Below are 20,171 nucleotides of genomic sequence, written 5' to 3' on the forward strand. Positions count from 1 at the left end.
AAAAGTCTCGATCAACTTGCATCGGGACTTTTTTATCCTCGCTTCACAGGAAAATTACTTATACAAACGGGTATAAATGTTATACATCAACACTGCTGCTTGAGCTCTATTCGTAGCTTCCTTAGGATGGATAGCATTGTCATAACCATGAACTAGCCCCATCTCGACTAGTGCAGCTACACTTTGAGCAGCATAAGTAGATACAGTTGTATAATCATTAAACTGTTTTAGCTGATCTTCTTTTGCATGGCTTGTCATTTGTTTGGCCACTCTCAATGCACGTTCTGTCAATACGATCATGTCTTCTCTTGTGATAGGGTCGCGAGGCTTAAATAAATTATCGCCTACCCCTTCCGTAATGCCCAAACCTCTAGCTTTTCTCAAAGCGCCGTCGTAATAATCACCTTCACGTACATCAGCAAATTTGTCACCCATTCCCTTACTTCGGTCCAACTCTAATGTCCGTGCTAACAAGACTACAAAGTCCGCACGCGTGACCGGATGGCCTGGGTCAAATGCCTTGTCAGAGATCCCGTTGATGATTCCTTTAGATGCCAATACTTCAATCTGGCTTTTTGCCCAGTCCAAGGAGGTGATATCATCAAATGTTTTTTGAACAAAGGCTACCGCATAGATACTGAAGTGTGTAGTCGTAAAGATGACTGTACCGGTTGATGCGTCATACCTACCGTTCGGTACCGATACAACTTTTCCATCACCGGTCACATACCATACTACGATATGCTCTGGATTTTGCTTTTCCTCTGCATTGGGGGAATAAGGTATGCGCACTATCACAGGAGCATCCGGATTATTCCATGATATCGTTGTATTTCCATCTTGCAGGCTTAAATCAATAACAGGGTGGTCACCGATTTGGTTCATTACACTTTTATCTAATTTACTGATATCGGCTTTTCCGATCCTCAGTCCAACATCACTAGCGGTTAGATCAGCGGCATGAAGCATATTATTCGGGATAATGACAGATGCAATTGGTGAGACGATTTCAATTTGAATGGACGCCTCATTGCTGGAAAGAGCCATCGTCGGGAATTGTTGGATATAACCTGTCGCACCCATCGCTTCCTTAATTTGAATTTGAATAGTCTTTAACCCATTCGTATTAGGTGCGGCTAGTTGAACAGCCTTATTCCAGGTACTTACGTTAATGATTGAAGTTGCCGTTTTTGTTGCCATATCCATCTTCACATCAGGTGTTATGACAACCGTTGTACCCTGTCCTAATTGCACATTCTCTCCAGCTGTATGATCTGTATTTCCACTTGCACTACCTGAATGGTTTGAGTTTCCACTACCACTACCACTACCTCCTGAACTACCTCCATTCGGAATAATCACTGTCGTTGCCTGTGCGGCTGTTTGAATGACTTGAGAGGTCAAATGACTATCGACGAGCTGCACACTTTTCAACTGGATCGCAGCACTCCCTTGTCCGATTGCATTGAACGTAATGGTACTCAAATTGAGGGTTCCAGTATCACCAGCTACATTGCTTACCTTCGTACTTGCGAACTTCAGATGATCACCATCTAGCTGAGGATCGATTGAAAACCCTGATAGTCCACTTTTAATTCCTTTAAACTGCAGCAACGTATGATCAAAATCAAGATTCATTTCATACGCATACACATCCGTTAAATGATTTCCTGTAACGCTTACCTGAATCTCACTTCCTGGAGTCACCTGGTTGTTATTAATTGTTAAAGAAAAAGAAGGAGCCTCCTCTGCTAAGGCAACCTGTGGCAACAAATACACTAAACTCACTAATAGCGTTAAGCTTAGCGATAACAACTTTCGTTTCACGATTTACTTCCTCCTTTAGTTAAGGCAAGGGGGAATGATTTTTCCCTTCCCCCTGCTTAATATTTAATTGATTAATTTTGCTATGGTTGCGAGGTCTACAAGATCTACTTTCCCATCATTGTCTATATCCGCTATCTTAAATGTATCCCAGCCCGGACTGGTCGAAGTTTTTCCGTATGCTGCAGCAACGATTGCAAGGTCGCCTATAGTCACCATACCATCACCATTTAGATCGCCTAACGTGTAAACCATACTTATACTCTGGAAAGCGTTGGCCAATCTAGTTTCCATACCCGTTCCATCAGATAAAACGATGTTCGTTAACGAAATGGATGCAAAATTCGATTGTCCTGCTACTGTCTTAGCTTTAAATTGAAGACTTAGGAGATCACCGTCCGTTTTTATAGCATTATTTGCTCCTAAGCTTGCGATCAACAGCCGTACTTTCCCTGGGGCTATTACATTTTGACTTATAACAGATAAACCGCTTTTCAAAGACTCTGTATGGATATATTCCAACTGCGTTGGATCATAATTAAGTGTCAGGTCCTGCGCATAGACTCCTTGACTAACACTTTGGGTTATTTTATTGAGTCCATAATTTAAATTAAAAGCTTTTCCACCCGATACGGAAATATTACCGGTCAGAGTAGCGCTTGCTGTAGGATAAGTTAAACCAAAACCAAAACCGTATGCATGGTTATTTTTGTCGCGATAAACGTAACTGGGATCCTCATCGTAACCCGGTACATCGCTCTTATTGTTGTTAACCGCTGCTTGGTTAGCAGGAATCGTGAAGGGAAGCTTACCATTTGGATTGAAGCGACCACGAAGTACATCTAATAACGGCTCTGCTTTAATTCCGAACACACTCACAACAGCTGCAGCCTTTTCTGCAATTTCCCCGATAAGCCAAGGATTGGACATATTAATGGTCAAGATCGTAGGAACCTTGTCTTCAATCGCTTTAATTTTGGCGACATCGATACCTGTATCGGCATCCAGAGCAATCTGTAATGGTTTATCCGGAGTGTCCCCCACACCGCTAGGAATAGCGTAAACTAATGCTTTCGTTGCTTCATTAAGATTGTCTGTCAGAACAATAGTAGGATCATATTGTTTGATGGCGGCTTTCAGAGTAGCGGTTTGAGTTGCTGCTCCTGATTTCGTCACAACCTCCACATAGAGCTTCTCATTCGCGAGCTTGGCGTCAGTCAAAGGCAGAATATCATTATCGTTACGCAGGAGCACGACCGACTTGCGATGCGCTTCATCCGCTATTTGCTGCGAAATCGGGTTAGTCGCAATTCGTTGAGCCTTTTCCGGATCCCGGTAAGGATTTTCAAACAAGCCCAATGTAAACGTCTCTGTCAGGAGTCGTTTTACCGATTGGTTGATCCTTTCCTCGGTAATCAATCCGTCCGTAACTGCTTGAGCAAGATCAGCAGGATTGTGATCTCCAGCAATAATATCAACACCGGCATTCACTGCCTTGGCATATCGCTGCACCCTAGTCAGATTTTCAACTCCCCAAGGCATTGCCGTAATAATTCCGGTGTCACTGTTTACATATCCCTTAAATCCAAGCTGGTTCCTCAGCATGTCTGTAATAATGTATTTATTGAAAGCAAATCCTACTTCTTCAAACGTTTCTCCGTTTGGAAGCTGAGGCGCATTCAATGAATTATCGAATTTAGCGTAATAAGGCATGATAGACGAGGTACCCGCTGCGATAGCCGCTTGGAAAGAAGGAACATGATACTTCATTAAGCTGCCCTCAGTCGGATAGGGATTCGGTTTACCCCAAGAATAATGGGGGTCATGGCCGTTCAGACGCGTGCCGCCACCTGGAAAATGCTTGGTAGTCAGGGCAACACTATGCGGGCCGAGCTGTTCACCTTGGAAGCCCCTAATAACGGAATAAATCATTTTCGACGATAGATCAGGCGATTCGCCGAATGTACCATTGTAACGCATCCAGAGAGGGTCTGTAGCTACATCGGCCATATACTGGTAGCCCTTTCGAATACCGGCCGCTTCCCATTCCTTTGCTGCAATTTGTCCGAATTGCTTCATCAGATCTGGATCATTCGTTGCTGCCATTCCCAATTCACCTGGCCATAAAGAAAACTGACCCGATGCCTCACTAAACCCGAAGGCTAAATTTCCGGCATGGTTTCGTGGATTCGAGATCATAGTTGCCGGAATACCTAACCTTGTACCCTCTGCCACTTCTTGGATCTTATTGGTCCATATCGTTAGATCTTTGGCGGTTGGATTGTCGCGAATGATAAAGTATCGCAAGTTACGCTCCGTAATGCCTTTTGTAGCAGCAGATGCAGCGAGAACCGGTGGATCCAGATTATACATCTCACTTCCTGGGACAGCAAAGTTGTTAATCGTTTGCCATTGGTCATTCTCACACAGTATGTCATTGGGAGTTCCACCTACCGCTGGTGCCGGACAAGATCTACTATTTCCCATATAATGCGACATACTAAGCATCATCCCTGTCTTTTCCGGTAGCGTCATCTTGGATACGAGATCGTTTACTCGCTGATCAACCGAAAGTCTCCAGTCTTCATAAGGGTCCAGATTGCCATTCCCATTTAAATCTCTGAATGTCTTTCCATCGATTGTAAGAATATTCTTGACCAGATGAGAGATTTCAGGCTGGGCTGTGCCAGCTGCCGCATTTGCATTGGATACAACAAGCGGTGAAGATAGTAATGATACTACAAGCGAAGTTAGCATAAGCTTTTTAGAATGCACCGAGATTCTAGTCACATTTAATCCCTCCCATAATTAATAAAACGCTTTCAATAAGTCTCGAATACCTGCATACCAACATTTCATTCATTAATGCGAGCTACTTTTGTGTACTCACCCCCTTACATAATACTTACCATCATCTATTTATTAGCCATTCCTAATTCCCGAATTTTTGAAGTCCTACCGACTGCGACTTAAAATCTTTTGGCGACATCCCTGTATTTTTTTTAAACCAAACGCTAAAATACTGAGGATTACTAAATCCGACCCGTTCTGCCACCTCATAAGTTTTTAGATTACTATTTCTGAAGAGCTCTTTGGCTTCATTCATTCGTATGGTTTGCAAATAATCGCTAAAGTTAATGTTCATCTCTTTCTTAAAAATGATGCTTAAATACGTAGGGCTTATATGTACCGTTTTTGCTACATCCTGTAATGATAAATTTTCATAATAAAAATAAGATTTCATATAGACAACGGCTTGATTAATGATACGTTTTGTCTGTGAATCACTTTTACTGTGAATGATTGGGATAAAAGTAGTAATCAAATCTGCAATAAAAAGGAATATATTATGAACGGTTTGAAATTGTTGAATCTTGCGAAACGCCAAATCAAGGCTTTCATCTCCCTTGGTGTAAATCTCCATTTCCTTATAAAGAAGAAGTGTAATCTCCATGGATATCCGTTGTACTTCAAGTAAGGATACATTTTTTGCCTCCAGAATGGATCGCTCGATGGCAGTTAAATTCAATAAAGCTTTATCAAGGAAACTTAGTTTAACATTCAATATGAATTCATTTTTGAGATTAGATATATCCATACTTCCTGTAGGTTCAATATATTCAAACCTTCTTATAACTCGATTTGTGCCCAGAATATGCCTAATTTCTAATGCAGCCTGCGCATCCTTATACGAATAAGAGATCCCTTCATAGGTTTGATAAACACCCCCAATTGCAGCGGTAATGGTTGTTTTCAAGAAGTTTTCGATATTCCTTCGAATATCTTCAGCTATAAGAAATGCTTTTTCCTTTGCTTGTTCTTCGTTCTCCTTAATAAAACAGATCATTACAACCTCGTCTTCAACCGAATCAAATAATATACCTTGCCCTTTTGAACCTAAAGTTTCTTCTGCGACATTTAACACACAATATTTAAGCATTTCTTTGCCGAATCGGCTTGGGTATTCAGAATACGAGTAATCGTCCGCTTTTAGCACCATGGTCACGTAGCTTGTGTCCGGCAGAGCAAGTTCCAAGAACTCAGCCCCAGAGACAATCTCATATTCTGATAATTTTCCGTTTATCAACTTTTCTAAAAACTTCTGTCTTAGTATCGGCAATGCTTCTGTTACCTTTTGACTTATTCTGTATTCGTAGGCAAGTTCGTGCATTGCGGATGCAGCAGCTTTTATAATAGTTTCGTTATCAAAGGGTTTAAGCAAGTAATCAAATACCTTCAACTTTAAAGCTTGCTTTGCAAAATCAAAGTCATCGTAACTGGTCAGCATAATGATTTTAATATGAGGATACTCTTCTTTTACTATTTCAGTGAGCTCCAGACCATTCATAAACGGCATACGTATATCGGTTATTATTAAATGCGGCTGAACTTTTCTGATCAATTCAAGCCCATCTTTGCCGTTATCCGACGAACCTGCCAGCTCAAACCCATGCTCGTTCCATGGAATCAATTGGATTAGGCCTCTACGTATGATACAGTCATCATCAATAATGATAACTTTGTACATAGTCTCCTCCATTTACTGTATTCTTTTTATTTTCACGGTTACTATCGTTCCCTGTCCTTCCTCACTCTCGTAGAACAGACCATATTCTTGGCCGAAATGTAATTGAAGACGCTTATGTACATTTCCAACTCCAAACCCCACCTGATTGTCAGAATCGCTTTTGACCATTAAACTATCATTCAATTCCTTTAGTTTATGGGGTGTCATTCCTGCCCCGTTATCCTCAACCCAAATATAGCAGTCATCCCCCATTTCAATCCCCCTAACATAGATAGTGCCTTTTTCATTTTTTTGCTTTATCCCATGATATAGTGAGTTTTCTATTAACGGTTGTAAGATCAGTTTCAAGATTTTATAATTTAACATCTCCTCAGGTATATCAATATTGTAAATAAATTTGTCACCATATCGGCTATCTTGAATTTGCAAGTAATTTTCTATGTGTTTAATTTCCTGAGAAATGGGGATGATTTCACTACCACTGCTAATGCTGATTCGAAAAAAATTAGATAAAGCTAACACCATGCTCCCTGCTTTTTTCGTCTCCCCCATCTCACATAATTGTTTGATTGAAAATAAGGTGTTATATAGAAAGTGAGGCTGTATCTGGTACTGAAGTGCTGTTAATTCAGCCAGACGTTTGTTCTCCTGTTCTGTTTCTAATTTAACTATTAAATCGCGAATTCTATGTATCATGTCTCGTATGCCACGATTCAAGACATCAATCTCCGTAATATTTTGCTTTTCAGAGAATTTAATCTCAAAATTATTATTTTCAATATTGTTAATTTTGCGGGTAAGTTGAATGATTGGTTTCGTGATCACATTTGCCAATAGGTTGGCCAAAAAAATAGCAATAATAATTAAAATGAACATCATAGCCAAATTAATATATTTCATATACTCCACTTTAAGATAAAGTTCATCTTCAGGAACGACAGCAGCTATTCTCCACTTATTGATGCTCAGTGTGTCGTAAATGACCAACATATGATTTCCACTGCTATTTACAAGGTTAGTTTTACCTTGTGACTTGTTATCTTCTAGGAAAATTTTTTTTAGTTCATTGTCAGTTAGTTCATATTTGGGATCAATATCTTTAAATCTCATCACCTCATCATTACTAATAATACATAAATAACCGTTTTGGCTGATGATAGGATTGTCCAATATTGTTTTGAAATAGGATTGCCTGATTTGAAATAGTAGAATGCCTTTAATGAAGTCTCGACTTTTGCCTAGCAATTTAATTACACTTACATAACCCTCTTGGTTATCATTTACTTGTATTAACCAATGATTTAATGACAGATTCTTTTTTTCATTTAGTTTGGATGTGTAGAGGTCCAAATCCAACGGCAAAGTTGTATTATTAGTGATTTCCTCTGTTTTTTGAAAGGCAATTTTGCCATTGTTATAAAATACTAGAATAGAATCCATGACACCGTTGCGATGGATAAAAACCTTCTCCAAGCTTTTGCTTAAGCTAACATAATCTTGAGGCTCTAACTCGAACCCAGCATCATCCGAACGGTTAAGAAGACTATTCAAGTCGGAATCATTATCTAAAATCGTTAAATTTGTCGCTATTTCGGAAAGCTTTTCGTTCATAAACTGTTTGGTTTGAGAAACGGTGTCGTAGATGCTTGTATATGCATTTTGCTTTAATTGCTGTAATGCCATTCGGGAAGATAGCAGGCCCGAGATCATCAGAAATAATATAATTATGGGAATGAACAGCCATAAAATAATTGATTTTAGTGTACGGATTCGCCTTAATGGCACAGTATCCACTCCCATTGCTTCTATAAAAATGGCTCCTTAGCCAGAATATGAAAAGTAGATAGCAAATCGAGGAAAGTGCATCCCTCGATATGCTATACTCCTATTACTTCTTCATACTTTTATCATAATCAGCCTTAGCTTTTTCTATGGCACTTGCCCAACTATTCAGGAAATTTTCTGGAGTCATCGTTCCAGCCAATACTTTCTGGAAGTTCGGTTCAAGTATCTGCTTTAAGATATTGCTGTAATCTGGAAGGTTTAGAGGCACATCCAGTACAATCGTATCTTTATCTGCAAGAACTTGAGCTCCCTCTTGAATATGCTGAACTTTTTTCACATAATCGCTTTGAAGAGAATCCGTGTTTGTTGGCATTTGACCGATTTTTTCATTCCAATAAGTTTGACTTTCGTTTGATAACAAGAAAGACAACAACAACCATGCCTCATCCGGATGTTTTGTATTTTTAAAAATTCCGTATCCATTGGCTGTTGGAGCAATTACACGCTTCCCGTTATCAGATTTTGGCAAAATAGTTGCTGCGAATTTCCCCTCTCCGATTGCTTGCAAGTGGTTGTTATAAGAACCAAAGTTATGTTGAATCATTGCAGATGTCCCCGTATCGAATGTTCCTACCATTTCCTTATAGGCATTAGTAATATCACTTGTCGGTGTAAAATTTTTATAAAGTGAAGCATATTTCTTCAAGAATTCTATATTTTTCGGGTCATTAATTGTGGATTTGCCATCAGATTTGAAATAATTACCTATACCGGAGTAGGCAAACATCGCTGTTGTTAATTGATTAATGCTTCCATCGCCACCACGAATACTATAACCGTATCTATTTTTGGAAGAATCCTTTAGTTTTTCTGCATCTGCAAAAAATGAATCCCATGTGGTTGGTGGATTTAAGCCGGCTTCTTTTATCCAGTCTGTACGGTACCAAAAAACGTCCATATACATAGTGGTAGGAATTTGGTATAGCTTCTTGTCTGGAGCTAGAGATTTGTTATATTCAATTAATTTCTTATCTATCTTATTCTTATCATTCCATTTATCGAGGAAAGAATCTAAGGGTAATAGCGCGCCTTTTGCAGCAAAATCAGAAATCCATACGGCATTAACACCACCGATATCTGGAGTTTCATCCGACGATATGGCAACATCATACTTTTGTTTATTCGATGCATTCGGTATACCAACATATTCAACAGTAATGGTAGGATTTTTTTCTTGAAAACGATTAATTAATTCTTTTAGATAAGGGGTTCGGTCAGGGCCAGCATTTTCATCCCAAAAGGTCAGCTTCACATTTTCTTTAGCCTTAACCTGGACATTATTGTCACTTTTTGGAGAAGAATCGGGTGTGTTGCCTCCAGCGCCGCAGGCTGATAATACTAATGAAAGGCTAAACAAAGTAAAGGCTAACTTGGTAATGGATTTTTTATTCATGCTTATACATCCTCTCTTTTTTCGCAATATGCTAATTCCTTGTAGGAAAAACTAGTTCATTTCCATCAACCCTTTACAGCTCCTGCCCCCATACCTTGTACGAGGTATTTCTGTACATAAGCAAACAGTAATACCGCAGGCAATAGGGAGATTAGGCTGCCCGCTGCTAATGCCCCATAGTGAATATCGAATTCGCCCTGCATATAACGTAAACCAACCGGTAATGTGAAGTAAGCAGGCTTACTTATGAACATGAGAGCAAATAAAAACTCGTTCCAAGCATTAATAAAAGCAAATACCATTGTAGCTACAATCCCCGGTAACAAGATGGGGAAAATCACCAGAAATACTGCTTTCAATCGACTGCACCCATCTACCATTGCAGCTTCCTCTAGCTCTTCTGGTATATTTGCAATAAAACCGCTCATTAGAATAGAATTAAAGGGTAATTGGAATGTACTATAAGTAATCACAAGTGCAAATAAACTGCTTGCTAAGCCCAAAGATTTGAAGATCATAAACAATGGAATCAAGAGCATGGCACCAGGTACAAATTGAGTACATAGAAGCGTAACCATAAACGTACCTTTTCCTCTGAACTTATACCGACTAAGCGCGTAACCAACCAGTACAGAAGAAATAAGTACTATGAAGATAGTCAAACCAGAAACAAATACACTATTTTTGAAAAAGACTCTGAATCCGACATTCTCCCATGCGATGATAAAGTTTTCAAAGGTAAGTGTCTTAGGCCAATAACGAATGGGAATTTCAGTCACATCTGCTTCTCGTTTTAATGAGGTTACTATAGTCCAGTACAATGGAAATATAGTAAACAGCATCGTCACGAATAGAGGAAGATATAAAGAATACGTTCTATCCAACTTTTTCAGCACTACTTATGCCTCCTTGCCAAAGCCGCTAATTTTCAAGTACGATAGAGCAAAAACAAGCAAAACAAGGAATCCGACTACAGTTAGAGCTGAGCCATAGCCAAAATTTTGAGCAATGATGGCTTGATTAGCGACATACATCGTTAACGTTGTAGTTTTATTCGCCGGACCGCCACCTGTCATTGTAAAAATCATATCTACATTATTAAACTCCCAAACGGATCGGAGAAGAGTGGACAATATGATTTGATTCTTTAAATAAGGTAGTGTGATATGTCTGAACGACTTCCATCTTCCTGCTCCATCCACTGTGGCTGCCTCGTACAGATCTTTAGGGATTGTCTGCAAGGCAGCAAGCATTGTAATGGTGAAAAAAGGAATCCCTCTCCACAGTTCAGTAATGACAACAGATGTGAATACCGTTTCCATGCTGGCCACCCAAGCCACATTGTGTTGAATAATACCCGTTTTAATCAGCAAATCATTAATTAGTCCTATATGTTCGTTAAATAGTAGAGACCACATAGTTGAAGTAATGACTCCAGATACAGCCCAGGGTAGAATCGCAATCGCACGAAATATACCACGAAACCGGAAAGTCTGATTAAGCAGTAACGCTATAAGCAGACCAAAAATAAGCTGTAGAACCACCTCGATACTAACCCATTTAAATGAAACCAACATACTAGAGTAAAATAACTCATCACTCCTAAAAATAGAGAGAAAATTATCCAGCCCGACAAAATGGTTATAAAAAGGCTTGGCAGGATTATACTCTTGAAGGCTGTAATAAAATACGTTTGCCATAGGATAAAACAAGAAACCAACAATCATTAATAGGGCCGGTGAAATCAATAGATACGGCATCCAATTCACTTTTGAGCTGGTTTTTCTGGACTTTCCGATACTGCCAACAGTAGGTTGAATATTGCTCAGATTTTTAAAGCTCATTTCTTTCTCCCCTCTTTTTTTCTAAGTAGTTGTGAACATAAGATGATTATAGAGATTACAACAATTTCTTGGAATGTAATTTCTTTTCAAGATTTGTTTGAATTCTTATTATGGAAATAGAATGGGAATGATGACCAGCTGAGATTTCAATGTTTATGGAATTCAGCTGCATCATACAACAAATCCCTTTTATTAGGCATCCAACATTTTTTGCAAATACAAAAATATTTTTGCAGAAGTTGCAAATCTATTTAATAACAGATAGGAAGGAAGGTTAAGCCCTCCTCCCCCTCCCAAAATTAATTGATTAATTGTGCTACAGATGCAAGATCGATAATATCAACCTTACCGTCATTGTTCACATCTGCTAGCTTAGCTAGAGCCCAGTCCGGACTACTTGACGTTTTGCCATACGCTGCTGCAACGATAGCAAGATCACCTATGGTCACTTTACCGTCACCGTTTAGATCGCCTTGAGTAACAGTAATCAATACTTTTTGTGAAGCTTTGGCCAATTGTGCTTCATTACCAGAACCATCTGCTACAATAATGTTAGCTAATGTAATAGTTGTTGAAGCAGACTGTGCAGCTGATTTTGCTTTAAATTGAAGGGTCAACAGATCGCCATCCGTTTTGATCGCATTGCTTGCTCCCAAGCTTGCAAGCATAATCCGTACTTTGCCTGGTTCTGTCACATTTTTACTTACTACGGACAAACCTGTTTTCGAAGACTGTGCATCGACAAACTCCACTTTCGTAGGATCATAGCTAAGGGTCAGATCCTGTGCATAAACGCCTTGATAGACGCTTTGAGTTACATTTTTCAAACCATAATTCAAGCTGAAGTTTTTTCCGTTTAAGACGGAAGTATCGCCGCTCAGAGTAGCAGTTCGTCCAACCGTGAAGGAGTTGGTCAACGTAATGTTATCCGAAGAGTTGCCGACGTATACCTTGTATTCCCCTTCTAGAGTTGTCCATGCGGCAGCGGCTGAGTTCCAGATAGACAACGGGTGATTCGATGCCGCAGGGTCGATGGTTATCGTAACCTGCTTCTCCTCACCAGGGGCGAGCCAGATCTTCTTGAAGCCCACTAGGCGCTTCGGTGGCTCGTTCGCGTTCTCGGGCAGACCCAAGTATACCTGGGGTACTTCGGCACCAGCGACAGTTCCGGTGTTCTTCACGGATAAGGACACCTGAATCGGCTTGGTCCCATCGGTAGTCCGCTGAGTCACGGAGAGATTAGAGATACTGAAGTTACTGTAGGACAGGCCGTAACCAAAGGCGAACTGAGGTTTGATGCCCTGAGAATCGTACCAACGATAACCCATCTTCATATCCTCAGAGTAGTACACTTGTGGGACCACACCCGCTCCGCTACCGATACCAGGGTAGCGCTCATCGGTACTTGTGGGCGTATCAGCCTTAGAGATTGGATAGGTCACTGGGAGCTTACCAGAGGGGTTGGCAAGTCCGAACAGCAGATTGGCGACGACGTTGCCGTCCTCCTCACCTGGGTTCCACGCCTCGAGGATCGCAGGGACTTGGTTGATCCAAGGCATGAGGACGGGGTCGCCATCCTTGAGTACGAGCGCCGTGTTCTTGTTCGCTGCTGCGACGGCGGAGATCATCGCGTCCTGGTTGTTAGGCAAGGACAAGCTGGGACGGTCCGAACCTTCGCTGGTCACAACGCCAGCCATGATGATCACGACGTCAGCATTCTTTGCTGCAGCAACGGCCGCATCGAGATTGCTGTTGTTATTAGCCACCATCACTTTGGTGATCGTAGCGTTCGAACCTATTTTCGCCAGTGTGTTCTGCAGGCCATCAAGCGGGGTAATCGTGTACAAAGGCGAGACTCGCGAGCTGCCTCCTCCACCGGCGACTGCGGCATCAGCAAAGGTTGACTGACCGATCAGCGCGATTGACTTAACAGAGGAACTGAGCGGTAGCAGGTGACCCTCGTTCTTCAGCAGGACGGCAGTCTGCTCAGCAATCGCACGGGCTGTAGCACCATTGGCTTGCGCATCGATAGTGCCATGCTGTGCTGGAGTGTCAAAAATTCCGAACTTGAACATCTGCACGTATCGACGGTCGAGAGCTTGGTTGATCGTATTTATAGTAAGGCTGCCATCAGAAAGTGCAGCATTGATTTTGGCGGGTGTGAAGTTGATCGCGGATTGCATTTCTAAATCCAATCCTGCGTTAAGCGCCATGGCAGTCGAGTGTGTCGCTCCGAAGTCGGACTGGACATAGCCCTTAAAGCCCCACATGTCACGCAAAACAGTCGTCAGCAGATACTTATTATCACAAGCGTAGATGCCGCCGATTCGGTTATACGAGCACATGATCGAGGCAACATTGCCATCCTTGACCGACATCTCGAAGGGCAGCAGGTATAGCTCGTGAAGCACGTTATCGGCGATGTTGACGCTAACCGAGTTACGGTTCTTTTCCTGATCGTTGAGCACGTAGTGCTTCGACATCGCTATGATGTTGTTATCTTGAATCCCATGGATTTCCCTCGAAGATAGGATGCCTGCAAGGTAGGGGTCTTCACCCATGTACTCGAAGTTGCGACCTCCCTCTCCTACACGTGCCATATCCATGCCAGGCCCCTCAAGCTCATGCAGGCCAAGAGTACGTGCTTCGCCACCCATCAAGTTACCGAAGGAGTAAGCGAGGTCGGTATCGAAACTGGCCGCGAGCCCCAGAGCAACTGGCAGTGCGGTCGCCTTGTCCTGTGGATTGCAGTCACCGCCACCAAGACCTACGGGGCCATTGGTGATCCTGAAATTCGGAATTCCGAGTTCGGGGATACCATTAATGTGCCGAAAAGTACTTCCGCATTGAGGAAGATCCGGGTTAGTTCCTGGACTCCCGGCGATCTGCTCGATCTTCTGGTCCAACGTCATAGCGCCGATGAGAAGCTGGGAACGCACTGCGGGTGTGAGCGACGTGTCCATCCAGGGCAACACTTGGGAGCCACTCGGTGTCGCAGCTGCGGCACCACTAGCGAGTGAAAAGCTGAATGACATAATAAGTAAAGCGTTTGCAATTTTTTTCGAATGATAAAAGATAGAAGCCAAACGAAATCCCTCCTAATGATATGATAGCCTCCCAGTAACCGATGAGGCAGGTGAGTCAACAATTTCCATTAAATGTAAATAATTGACTCTTTGAAATGCTCTTACTCCATTTTCCGTGCCTCCTTTAGAAGAATCAGCAATTGCAAGATTTCAAAAAAATCCCTTCGCTTACTTTTTTTTATAAGCAACCTTGCTAATAAAATTATAGAGATCACCACAATATCTTTGAATGTAATTTCTTTTCTATATTTGTTTGAATTCTTTATGTAAAAATAGGATGGGGTTGTCTACTGTCGCTAATCTTTCGAACCAAATTGGCATAATGCAGATTAAGACCACTACTAAGTTCTAGAACAAACTCCCCGCGAGATATCATTTCTGGTTTTTGGGTGCAGCGTGAGTATCCAGAATCTAGAATTACAAAGTTACTTAACGCGATGCTAACAGGTCGATTCCATAAAAAATAGAGAACCATTGCTCTTATGCAATCGTCCCCTATTTGCAGCGGCTAGCTGCGCTTCTATTTATTGAGTATTTGTCTTGTGAAAATAAAGTATTAAACTGGTTGTTCCATGCGGATTTTCGAATCACAAAATTGTCAATCCGTAAAATAAGTTTTAGACTGACCCCACTAATCTAAAACAGCAACTGAGCCAGCACCTTAGGCTCCATTTCCTTCGGAACCATCTTCATGTTTAAGGCAAGCACATAAATCCCTTGAAAATGTGCCTTTAAACGCCCATCCTCTTGGAGATATTCCTGCGCGAAAGCTTGACGAACCTTCTCATTCAACTGCTCGTAGCGCTCGGCTTCGTCCGCCTTTCCCAAAAATCAGGAAATTTTCCCTAATAACTCCGTCGAGAACCTTTCCTAAGTCCCATACAAGATTGGATTCATGAATCAAATTCTTCTCGGTGTAAGCGACTCTAACCTGATAGGCAATTTGTCTGGTACCGCGCCGATCCGTTGATAACCTCCAGCTCAATCTTGGTTTCTTTACGTCGATTCCAAAAGGATTCGTCATATACTCACAACGGAGCTGCGTGACTCGTGTAGCTTGTGTCATGTTGATTCTCCCTTCCTGTCGGTCAAACCATTAAAGGGGGATGCCGATTGGATTTTTTGAAACAAAAACTACAACATTTACAAAATTTGATAGGTGAAAAATGTTTTTACACAATTATTTTCCACTCTATCTTGACAACAAGGTAATCTTTAAATTATAGTAAACCCATCGGAATTAGATTTAACTGACTCGTCAGTTAATAGAGTGGAGATGTTGAACCTGCCGTCCATATCGAATCAAGATCAAGACCGCAAGCAAGAATTAATGTCCTTAGCACTGGAGCTATTTGCCCGCAAAGGGTATCACAATACCAAGGTCTCGGATGTGGTCAAATCCGCAGGCGTTTCACAAGGAACCTTTTACTGGTACTTCGAAAGTAAAGAGAAGCTTGCTATCCAGCTTATAGAGGATGGTAAAGAAAAGTTAAACAAAGTCATTGAACAAGGTTATCGCAAACATGCGGGTTCGGTAGATGACATGGTGAGATCGTCTGCTCGGTTGTTGACGGATCTGTTCGAATTCGCTGATCAGAACAGATATTTAATGGCTTTACTGCTGATCAAAGGTCAAGGCGCAGACCCGCTCGTGCGGGATGCTGTATCCCAAACATGGCTCACGTTCGAGGAAGCTTTCAAGAACAATGTAAACCGAGCCATCGAATTACAGATGCTACCCAGTACGATCGACTTATCGCTTCGTGTAACCATTCTTGTCTCATTAATTACAGGCGTGTTAACCAAATGGCTGTTCGGCCCTATGCATGACGTAGATTATAAATCGACATATCCCCCTTCAGAAATAGCTGAAGAAACGGCAAGGTTCGAATTCCGCGGGTTGATGGGATAATTTAGGCATTTAGAAGCAAGATAACAACATAAAAACTATATAGGGGTGTAGAGAATGTCCATCAAATTCAAACAATTATTTAAATCCGTTTCCTTAGTCAGTGTAGTCGCCTTAGCTTTAGTAGGATGCGGGCAGAAGCCAGTCGAGTCACCTACGCCTGCTGCCAACGGTAACCAAAACGCGGAAACAGCAGCACCTTCGAACCTGCTAGAACAAATCAAGAAATCGGGTAAAATCCGAGTCGGATTAATGGGAACTTATGCACCTTACAACTTTTTGAATGAAAAGAAAGAAGTGGACGGTTTCGATGCAGATGTTGCCAAAGAAGTGGCCAAACGGTTAGGCGTTCAAGTCGAATTTACTACTGGGGAATTTTCGGGCTTAATCGAAGGACTGCAGAAGGATAAATATGACGCACTTATCAGCCAAGTTACGATTACAGAAGATCGCAAGAAAACAATGGACTTCTCCAATCCTTATGTGAAAAATGCAGTTAATGTAGTCGTGAAGAGCGACAACACAACGATCCATTCCATCGAAGATTTCAAAGACAAGAAGATTGGTGTTGGTCTCGGTACGAATGACGAAAAATATTTACGCGATACAGCTATGCCGAAAGTCGGCAAGTTTGAAATCGCCACCTATAACGACGTGGTTACGTCCTTGACGGATTTGAACATCGGAAGAATTGATGCCACCATTAACAACGTATTTGCTATCAAGCCTTTAATCGAAAAAAACAAATTCAAAATTAAAGCGGTCGGACAACCGATTAAGGAAGACTTCGCAGGCGTAGCGGTTCGCAAAAATAACCGAGAGCTGGTCGAAGCGATCAATAAAGCATTAGCTGAAATGAAGACAGACGGAACGTTTACGACAATTTTCAAAAAATGGTTTGATGTGGAACCGAATATTTAAGCGGTTTGACCTCGGGAGGCTGCACGAATGGAACTGGTACTTGATAACTTAGGCTACCTATTAAAGGGAGCCTACTACACGTTGAATATCACGGTCGTCTCGATGTTCTTCGGATTTTTTATCGCTTTGCTTGTAGCAATCGCGCGGTTGAAGGGAAATTGGCTTATCACTAGCTTGGCCAAAGGATATGTTTCGATCATCCGCGGAACTCCAATCATCGTTCAAATCTTTATTATTTATTATGGCTTACCTGATTATGGGATTAAACTCGGGCCGCTCACAGCGGCCTATATTTCGCTGAGTATCAACATTGGCGCCTATTTATCAGAAACGTTTCGCGGTGCCATTCTATCTGTGAGTAAAGGACAGACGGAAGCGGCCTTCTCTCTGGGCCTATCTCCTTGGCAAGCCTTACGGAAGGTTGTTCTTCCACAAGCAGCCCGAGTGGCGATTCCTCCCATGGGCAATACTTTTATAGGCATGCTCAAAGAGACCTCCTTGGTTTCCTTGGTAACAGTCACTGAATTACTTCGTTCTGCCCAACTGCTGATGGCCCAATATTATGTAAGCATGCCTTTTTATCTGGCAATTGCCCTTATGTATTGGATCATGAGCATGGTTTTTTCCAACATTCTTAACCGCATTGAAAACAAATTAGCCAAGGCTTATTAAGGGCGTGTAAAGTATGATTGAATGTATAAATCTGAGCAAACAGTTCGACGACTTGGTGGTTTTAAAAGATATTTATCTGCACATCCGTCCTCAAGAAATTGTGGTCCTCTTAGGGCCAAGCGGTTCAGGAAAAAGCACACTCCTGCGTTGTATGAACGGGCTGGAAGAACCCACTAAAGGGTCAGTTCGAGTCGGCAGCGTGAAGTGGGACGCGACCGGGAACTTACCATCGAAAAAACAAGCCCTACGGGATATTCGCACATTCACTGGTATGGTTTTTCAATCATTTAATCTATTTCCACACATGACTGTCCTTGAAAATATTATTATGCCTCCCATGACTGTGAAAAAAATGCCCAAGGCACAGGCCATCCAGCTTGCCGAATCTTTACTAGCTAAGGTGGGACTGCAGGATAAAATGTATGAGCATCCTTCCCGGCTCTCCGGCGGCCAGCAGCAGCGGGTAGCCATTGCCCGTTCACTGGCTATGAATCCTCAGATTATGTTATTTGACGAGCCAACATCAGCTCTAGACCCTGAATTAACAGGTGAAGTGCTGGCTGTAATGAAGCAGCTAGCACTAGAAGGTATGACCATGATCGTCGTTACTCACGAAATGAAGTTTGCCCGGGAGGTATCGAACCGGGTTATCTTTATGAGCGATGGCGTTATTCAGGAGGAAGGAACTCCAGAGCAGTTTTTCGATCAGCCGCAAACCGATCGAGCGCGCAAGTTTCTGAGACAAATGGATCATTAATCGAATGCATAAGGAGTTGAACGCTTTGATCCCTATAGATCCAGAACATTTGAAGAATCTAGCTGAGCGAGCCCGATTGATCATGGAAAATGAAGAGCTTGATGCTATTGTCGCCTCAACCTGTGAGAACTTCTATTACCTCTCCGGCCATCCGAGTACATTCATGTATACGTTACGTATGAATGAAGTCGCGCTAGCAGTCCTGTTTCGAGATCCAAGTTGTAAAACGATCTTGATCATGAATGAATTCGAGGCGGCAGGAGTGGTGAGCGATCTGCCTCAATGCGAGATCAGGGCCTATCCCACTTGGGTAGACGTGGATGACCCATTGGGTCTTAAAGGCGGGCAGTATCAAGGAAAACGTCCGGTCTCGCCCCAAGCGGAGGAAATGTTTGGCCTGTTGATGCAAGTACTTGCCGAGCATGGAGTTACACGCGGTAAGGTAGCTGTGGAATTAAGCGCCATGCGGCATGGCTCAGCCTTGTCCTTAAAGAGTGCAGCCGGAGCGGTGGAGTTGATGGAAGCGGGTGCTATCTTTACCGAGCTGCGCGCGGTAAAGTCCCCATGGGAAATAACCCAGCTACGTAAGGGCTGTGCCTATGCGGAAGCAGGCATTACGGAGGCGGTTCGTACCATTGGAGTCGGCAGCTCTGCCGCGGAAATCGTCGAAGCTTTTCGAAAGGGCTTAATGAAACGTCCTGACTTCTCTACGGCCCGCTTTCATATGATTTCTGTCGGAGCTAACTTCGCTCCTGCTCATAACTTCGATACGCGTCCGAGTGAGCCGGGGGATGTCATTAAGTTTGATGTGGGGGTCGATGTCGCGGGGTATGGATCGGACATTGCACGTACCTTTGTACTCGGTGATCCTTCGGATACCGTGAAGCGTATCTATGACGCGCTAAGGATAGGACATGATCGTCTCCTTGAGCTCATAGAACCAGGAGTGCCTATGAACAGCGTCTTTCATGAGGTCATGGATGTAATCCGCCGTTCTGGATTGGAGAATTACAACAGAGGACATCTGGGGCACAGTGCGGGCTTAAGCCTAGCGGCAGAAGAAGCCCCTTTCATCAGTCCGTCCGAGACAGCCGTCTTTCGTCCGGGCATGGTCATATGCTTGGAGACCCCTTACTATGGATACGGCATAGGTTCGATCATGATTGAGGATATGGTGTTGGTTACAGAACATGGCTGCGAGCGGCTTAACGAACTATCGAGAGATCTGATTTCAATATAAAGCTTAACCGTAAACGTAGAATAAGTCCCCCACCTTCTATCAGGTGGGGACTTAAGTAGTTTTACTGGTTCACTATAAATGGCTACATGGAAAAGCGAAGACGAACAGTTACCAGAAGCGCCAAGCAGCGCTTTTAGCACGGATTACCTAGC

General features: G+C 42.4%; 15 protein-coding genes. 5 read left to right on the forward strand and 10 right to left on the reverse strand.

Features of this window, described 5'->3' with window-relative positions; all coding sequences use genetic code 11:
* Positions 1 to 54 precede the first annotated feature (54 nt).
* The 10 genes from GC093_RS30030 to GC093_RS30075 all read right to left on the reverse strand — a co-directional run bounded on the left by GC093_RS30030 (position 55) and on the right by GC093_RS30075 (position 15,586).
* A complete protein-coding gene (locus GC093_RS30030; RefSeq protein WP_171655610.1) occupies positions 55 to 1,827 on the reverse strand; it encodes an S-layer homology domain-containing protein in 1,773 nt (590 codons plus the stop codon).
* 63 nt (positions 1,828 to 1,890) lie between these two features.
* Entirely contained in the window at positions 1,891 to 4,614 is a 2,724-nt protein-coding gene (locus GC093_RS30035) for a glycoside hydrolase family 3 N-terminal domain-containing protein (RefSeq protein WP_171655611.1), read from the reverse strand.
* Between the two features lie 142 nt (positions 4,615 to 4,756).
* Positions 4,757 to 6,352, reverse strand: coding sequence for a response regulator (locus tag GC093_RS30040; RefSeq protein ID WP_171655612.1), 1,596 nt, complete (start codon positions 6,350 to 6,352; stop codon positions 4,757 to 4,759).
* Between the two features lie 12 nt (positions 6,353 to 6,364).
* Positions 6,365 to 8,035: a sensor histidine kinase gene (locus GC093_RS30045; protein ID WP_171655613.1), complete on the reverse strand. Its 1,671-nt coding sequence runs from the start codon at positions 8,033 to 8,035 to the stop codon at positions 6,365 to 6,367.
* A gap of 205 nt (positions 8,036 to 8,240) precedes the next feature.
* On the reverse strand, positions 8,241 to 9,590 hold the full coding sequence (locus GC093_RS30050; protein WP_171655614.1) for an ABC transporter substrate-binding protein: 1,350 nt from the start codon (positions 9,588 to 9,590) through the stop codon (positions 8,241 to 8,243).
* Between the two features lie 65 nt (positions 9,591 to 9,655).
* Complete coding sequence (locus tag GC093_RS30055) at positions 9,656 to 10,486, reverse strand: carbohydrate ABC transporter permease (RefSeq protein WP_312886636.1); 831 nt, start codon at positions 10,484 to 10,486, stop codon at positions 9,656 to 9,658.
* A 3-nt stretch (positions 10,487 to 10,489) separates the two neighbouring features.
* Positions 10,490 to 11,434: a carbohydrate ABC transporter permease gene (locus GC093_RS30060; RefSeq protein ID WP_171655615.1), complete on the reverse strand. Its 945-nt coding sequence runs from the start codon at positions 11,432 to 11,434 to the stop codon at positions 10,490 to 10,492.
* Positions 11,435 to 11,733: 299 nt separating this feature from the next.
* The gene (locus GC093_RS30065) at positions 11,734 to 14,469 is read right to left on the reverse strand and encodes a glycoside hydrolase family 3 C-terminal domain-containing protein (RefSeq protein WP_312886638.1); all 2,736 of its coding nucleotides are present in this window, start codon (positions 14,467 to 14,469) and stop codon (positions 11,734 to 11,736) included.
* A 687-nt stretch (positions 14,470 to 15,156) separates the two neighbouring features.
* Complete coding sequence (locus GC093_RS30070; protein WP_171655617.1) at positions 15,157 to 15,312, reverse strand: alpha-L-rhamnosidase-related protein; 156 nt, start codon at positions 15,310 to 15,312, stop codon at positions 15,157 to 15,159.
* The gene (locus GC093_RS30075) at positions 15,305 to 15,586 is read right to left on the reverse strand and encodes a glycoside hydrolase family 78 protein (RefSeq protein WP_171655618.1); all 282 of its coding nucleotides are present in this window, start codon (positions 15,584 to 15,586) and stop codon (positions 15,305 to 15,307) included. The genes GC093_RS30070 and GC093_RS30075 overlap by 8 nt, the downstream gene beginning before the upstream one ends.
* 264 nt (positions 15,587 to 15,850) lie before the next feature.
* On the opposite strand from GC093_RS30075, the gene GC093_RS30080 reads away from it, so the two are divergent.
* From GC093_RS30080 to GC093_RS30100, 5 genes are read left to right on the forward strand one after another with little or no spacing between them, the layout of a single operon-like run.
* A complete protein-coding gene (locus tag GC093_RS30080; RefSeq protein ID WP_171655649.1) occupies positions 15,851 to 16,432 on the forward strand; it encodes a TetR/AcrR family transcriptional regulator in 582 nt (193 codons plus the stop codon).
* A 54-nt stretch (positions 16,433 to 16,486) separates the two neighbouring features.
* Positions 16,487 to 17,350, forward strand: a complete 864-nt coding sequence (locus GC093_RS30085) for a transporter substrate-binding domain-containing protein (protein WP_171655619.1) — start codon at positions 16,487 to 16,489, stop codon at positions 17,348 to 17,350.
* Positions 17,351 to 17,377: 27 nt separating this feature from the next.
* Positions 17,378 to 18,022: an amino acid ABC transporter permease gene (locus GC093_RS30090; protein ID WP_171655620.1), complete on the forward strand. Its 645-nt coding sequence runs from the start codon at positions 17,378 to 17,380 to the stop codon at positions 18,020 to 18,022.
* Positions 18,023 to 18,035: 13 nt separating this feature from the next.
* Positions 18,036 to 18,779 carry an amino acid ABC transporter ATP-binding protein gene (locus GC093_RS30095; RefSeq protein ID WP_171655621.1) on the forward strand — a complete coding sequence of 248 codons (744 nt, stop codon included), beginning with the start codon at positions 18,036 to 18,038 and terminating at the stop codon, positions 18,777 to 18,779.
* Positions 18,780 to 18,804: 25 nt separating this feature from the next.
* Entirely contained in the window at positions 18,805 to 20,019 is a 1,215-nt protein-coding gene (locus tag GC093_RS30100; RefSeq protein WP_246315648.1) for a M24 family metallopeptidase, read from the forward strand.
* Positions 20,020 to 20,171 lie beyond the last annotated feature (152 nt).

The organism is Paenibacillus foliorum, assembly GCF_013141765.1.
GTDB lineage: Bacteria > Bacillota > Bacilli > Paenibacillales > NBRC-103111 > Paenibacillus_S > Paenibacillus_S foliorum.

Coding starts and splice junctions, on each gene's coding strand:
- GC093_RS30040 (WP_171655612.1), bottom strand. CDS start 6,352: ATGTACAAAGTTATCATTATTGATGATGACTGTATCATACGTAGAGGC.
- GC093_RS30045 (WP_171655613.1), bottom strand. CDS start 8,035: ATGGCATTACAGCAATTAAAGCAAAATGCATATACAAGCATCTACGAC.
- GC093_RS30050 (WP_171655614.1), bottom strand. CDS start 9,590: ATGAATAAAAAATCCATTACCAAGTTAGCCTTTACTTTGTTTAGCCTT.
- GC093_RS30060 (WP_171655615.1), bottom strand. CDS start 11,434: ATGAGCTTTAAAAATCTGAGCAATATTCAACCTACTGTTGGCAGTATC.
- GC093_RS30065 (WP_312886638.1), bottom strand. CDS start 14,469: ATGTCATTCAGCTTTTCACTCGCTAGTGGTGCCGCAGCTGCGACACCG.
- GC093_RS30075 (WP_171655618.1), bottom strand. CDS start 15,586: ATGACACAAGCTACACGAGTCACGCAGCTCCGTTGTGAGTATATGACG.
- GC093_RS30080 (WP_171655649.1), top strand. CDS start 15,851: ATGTCCTTAGCACTGGAGCTATTTGCCCGCAAAGGGTATCACAATACC.
- GC093_RS30085 (WP_171655619.1), top strand. CDS start 16,487: ATGTCCATCAAATTCAAACAATTATTTAAATCCGTTTCCTTAGTCAGT.
- GC093_RS30090 (WP_171655620.1), top strand. CDS start 17,378: ATGGAACTGGTACTTGATAACTTAGGCTACCTATTAAAGGGAGCCTAC.
- GC093_RS30095 (WP_171655621.1), top strand. CDS start 18,036: ATGATTGAATGTATAAATCTGAGCAAACAGTTCGACGACTTGGTGGTT.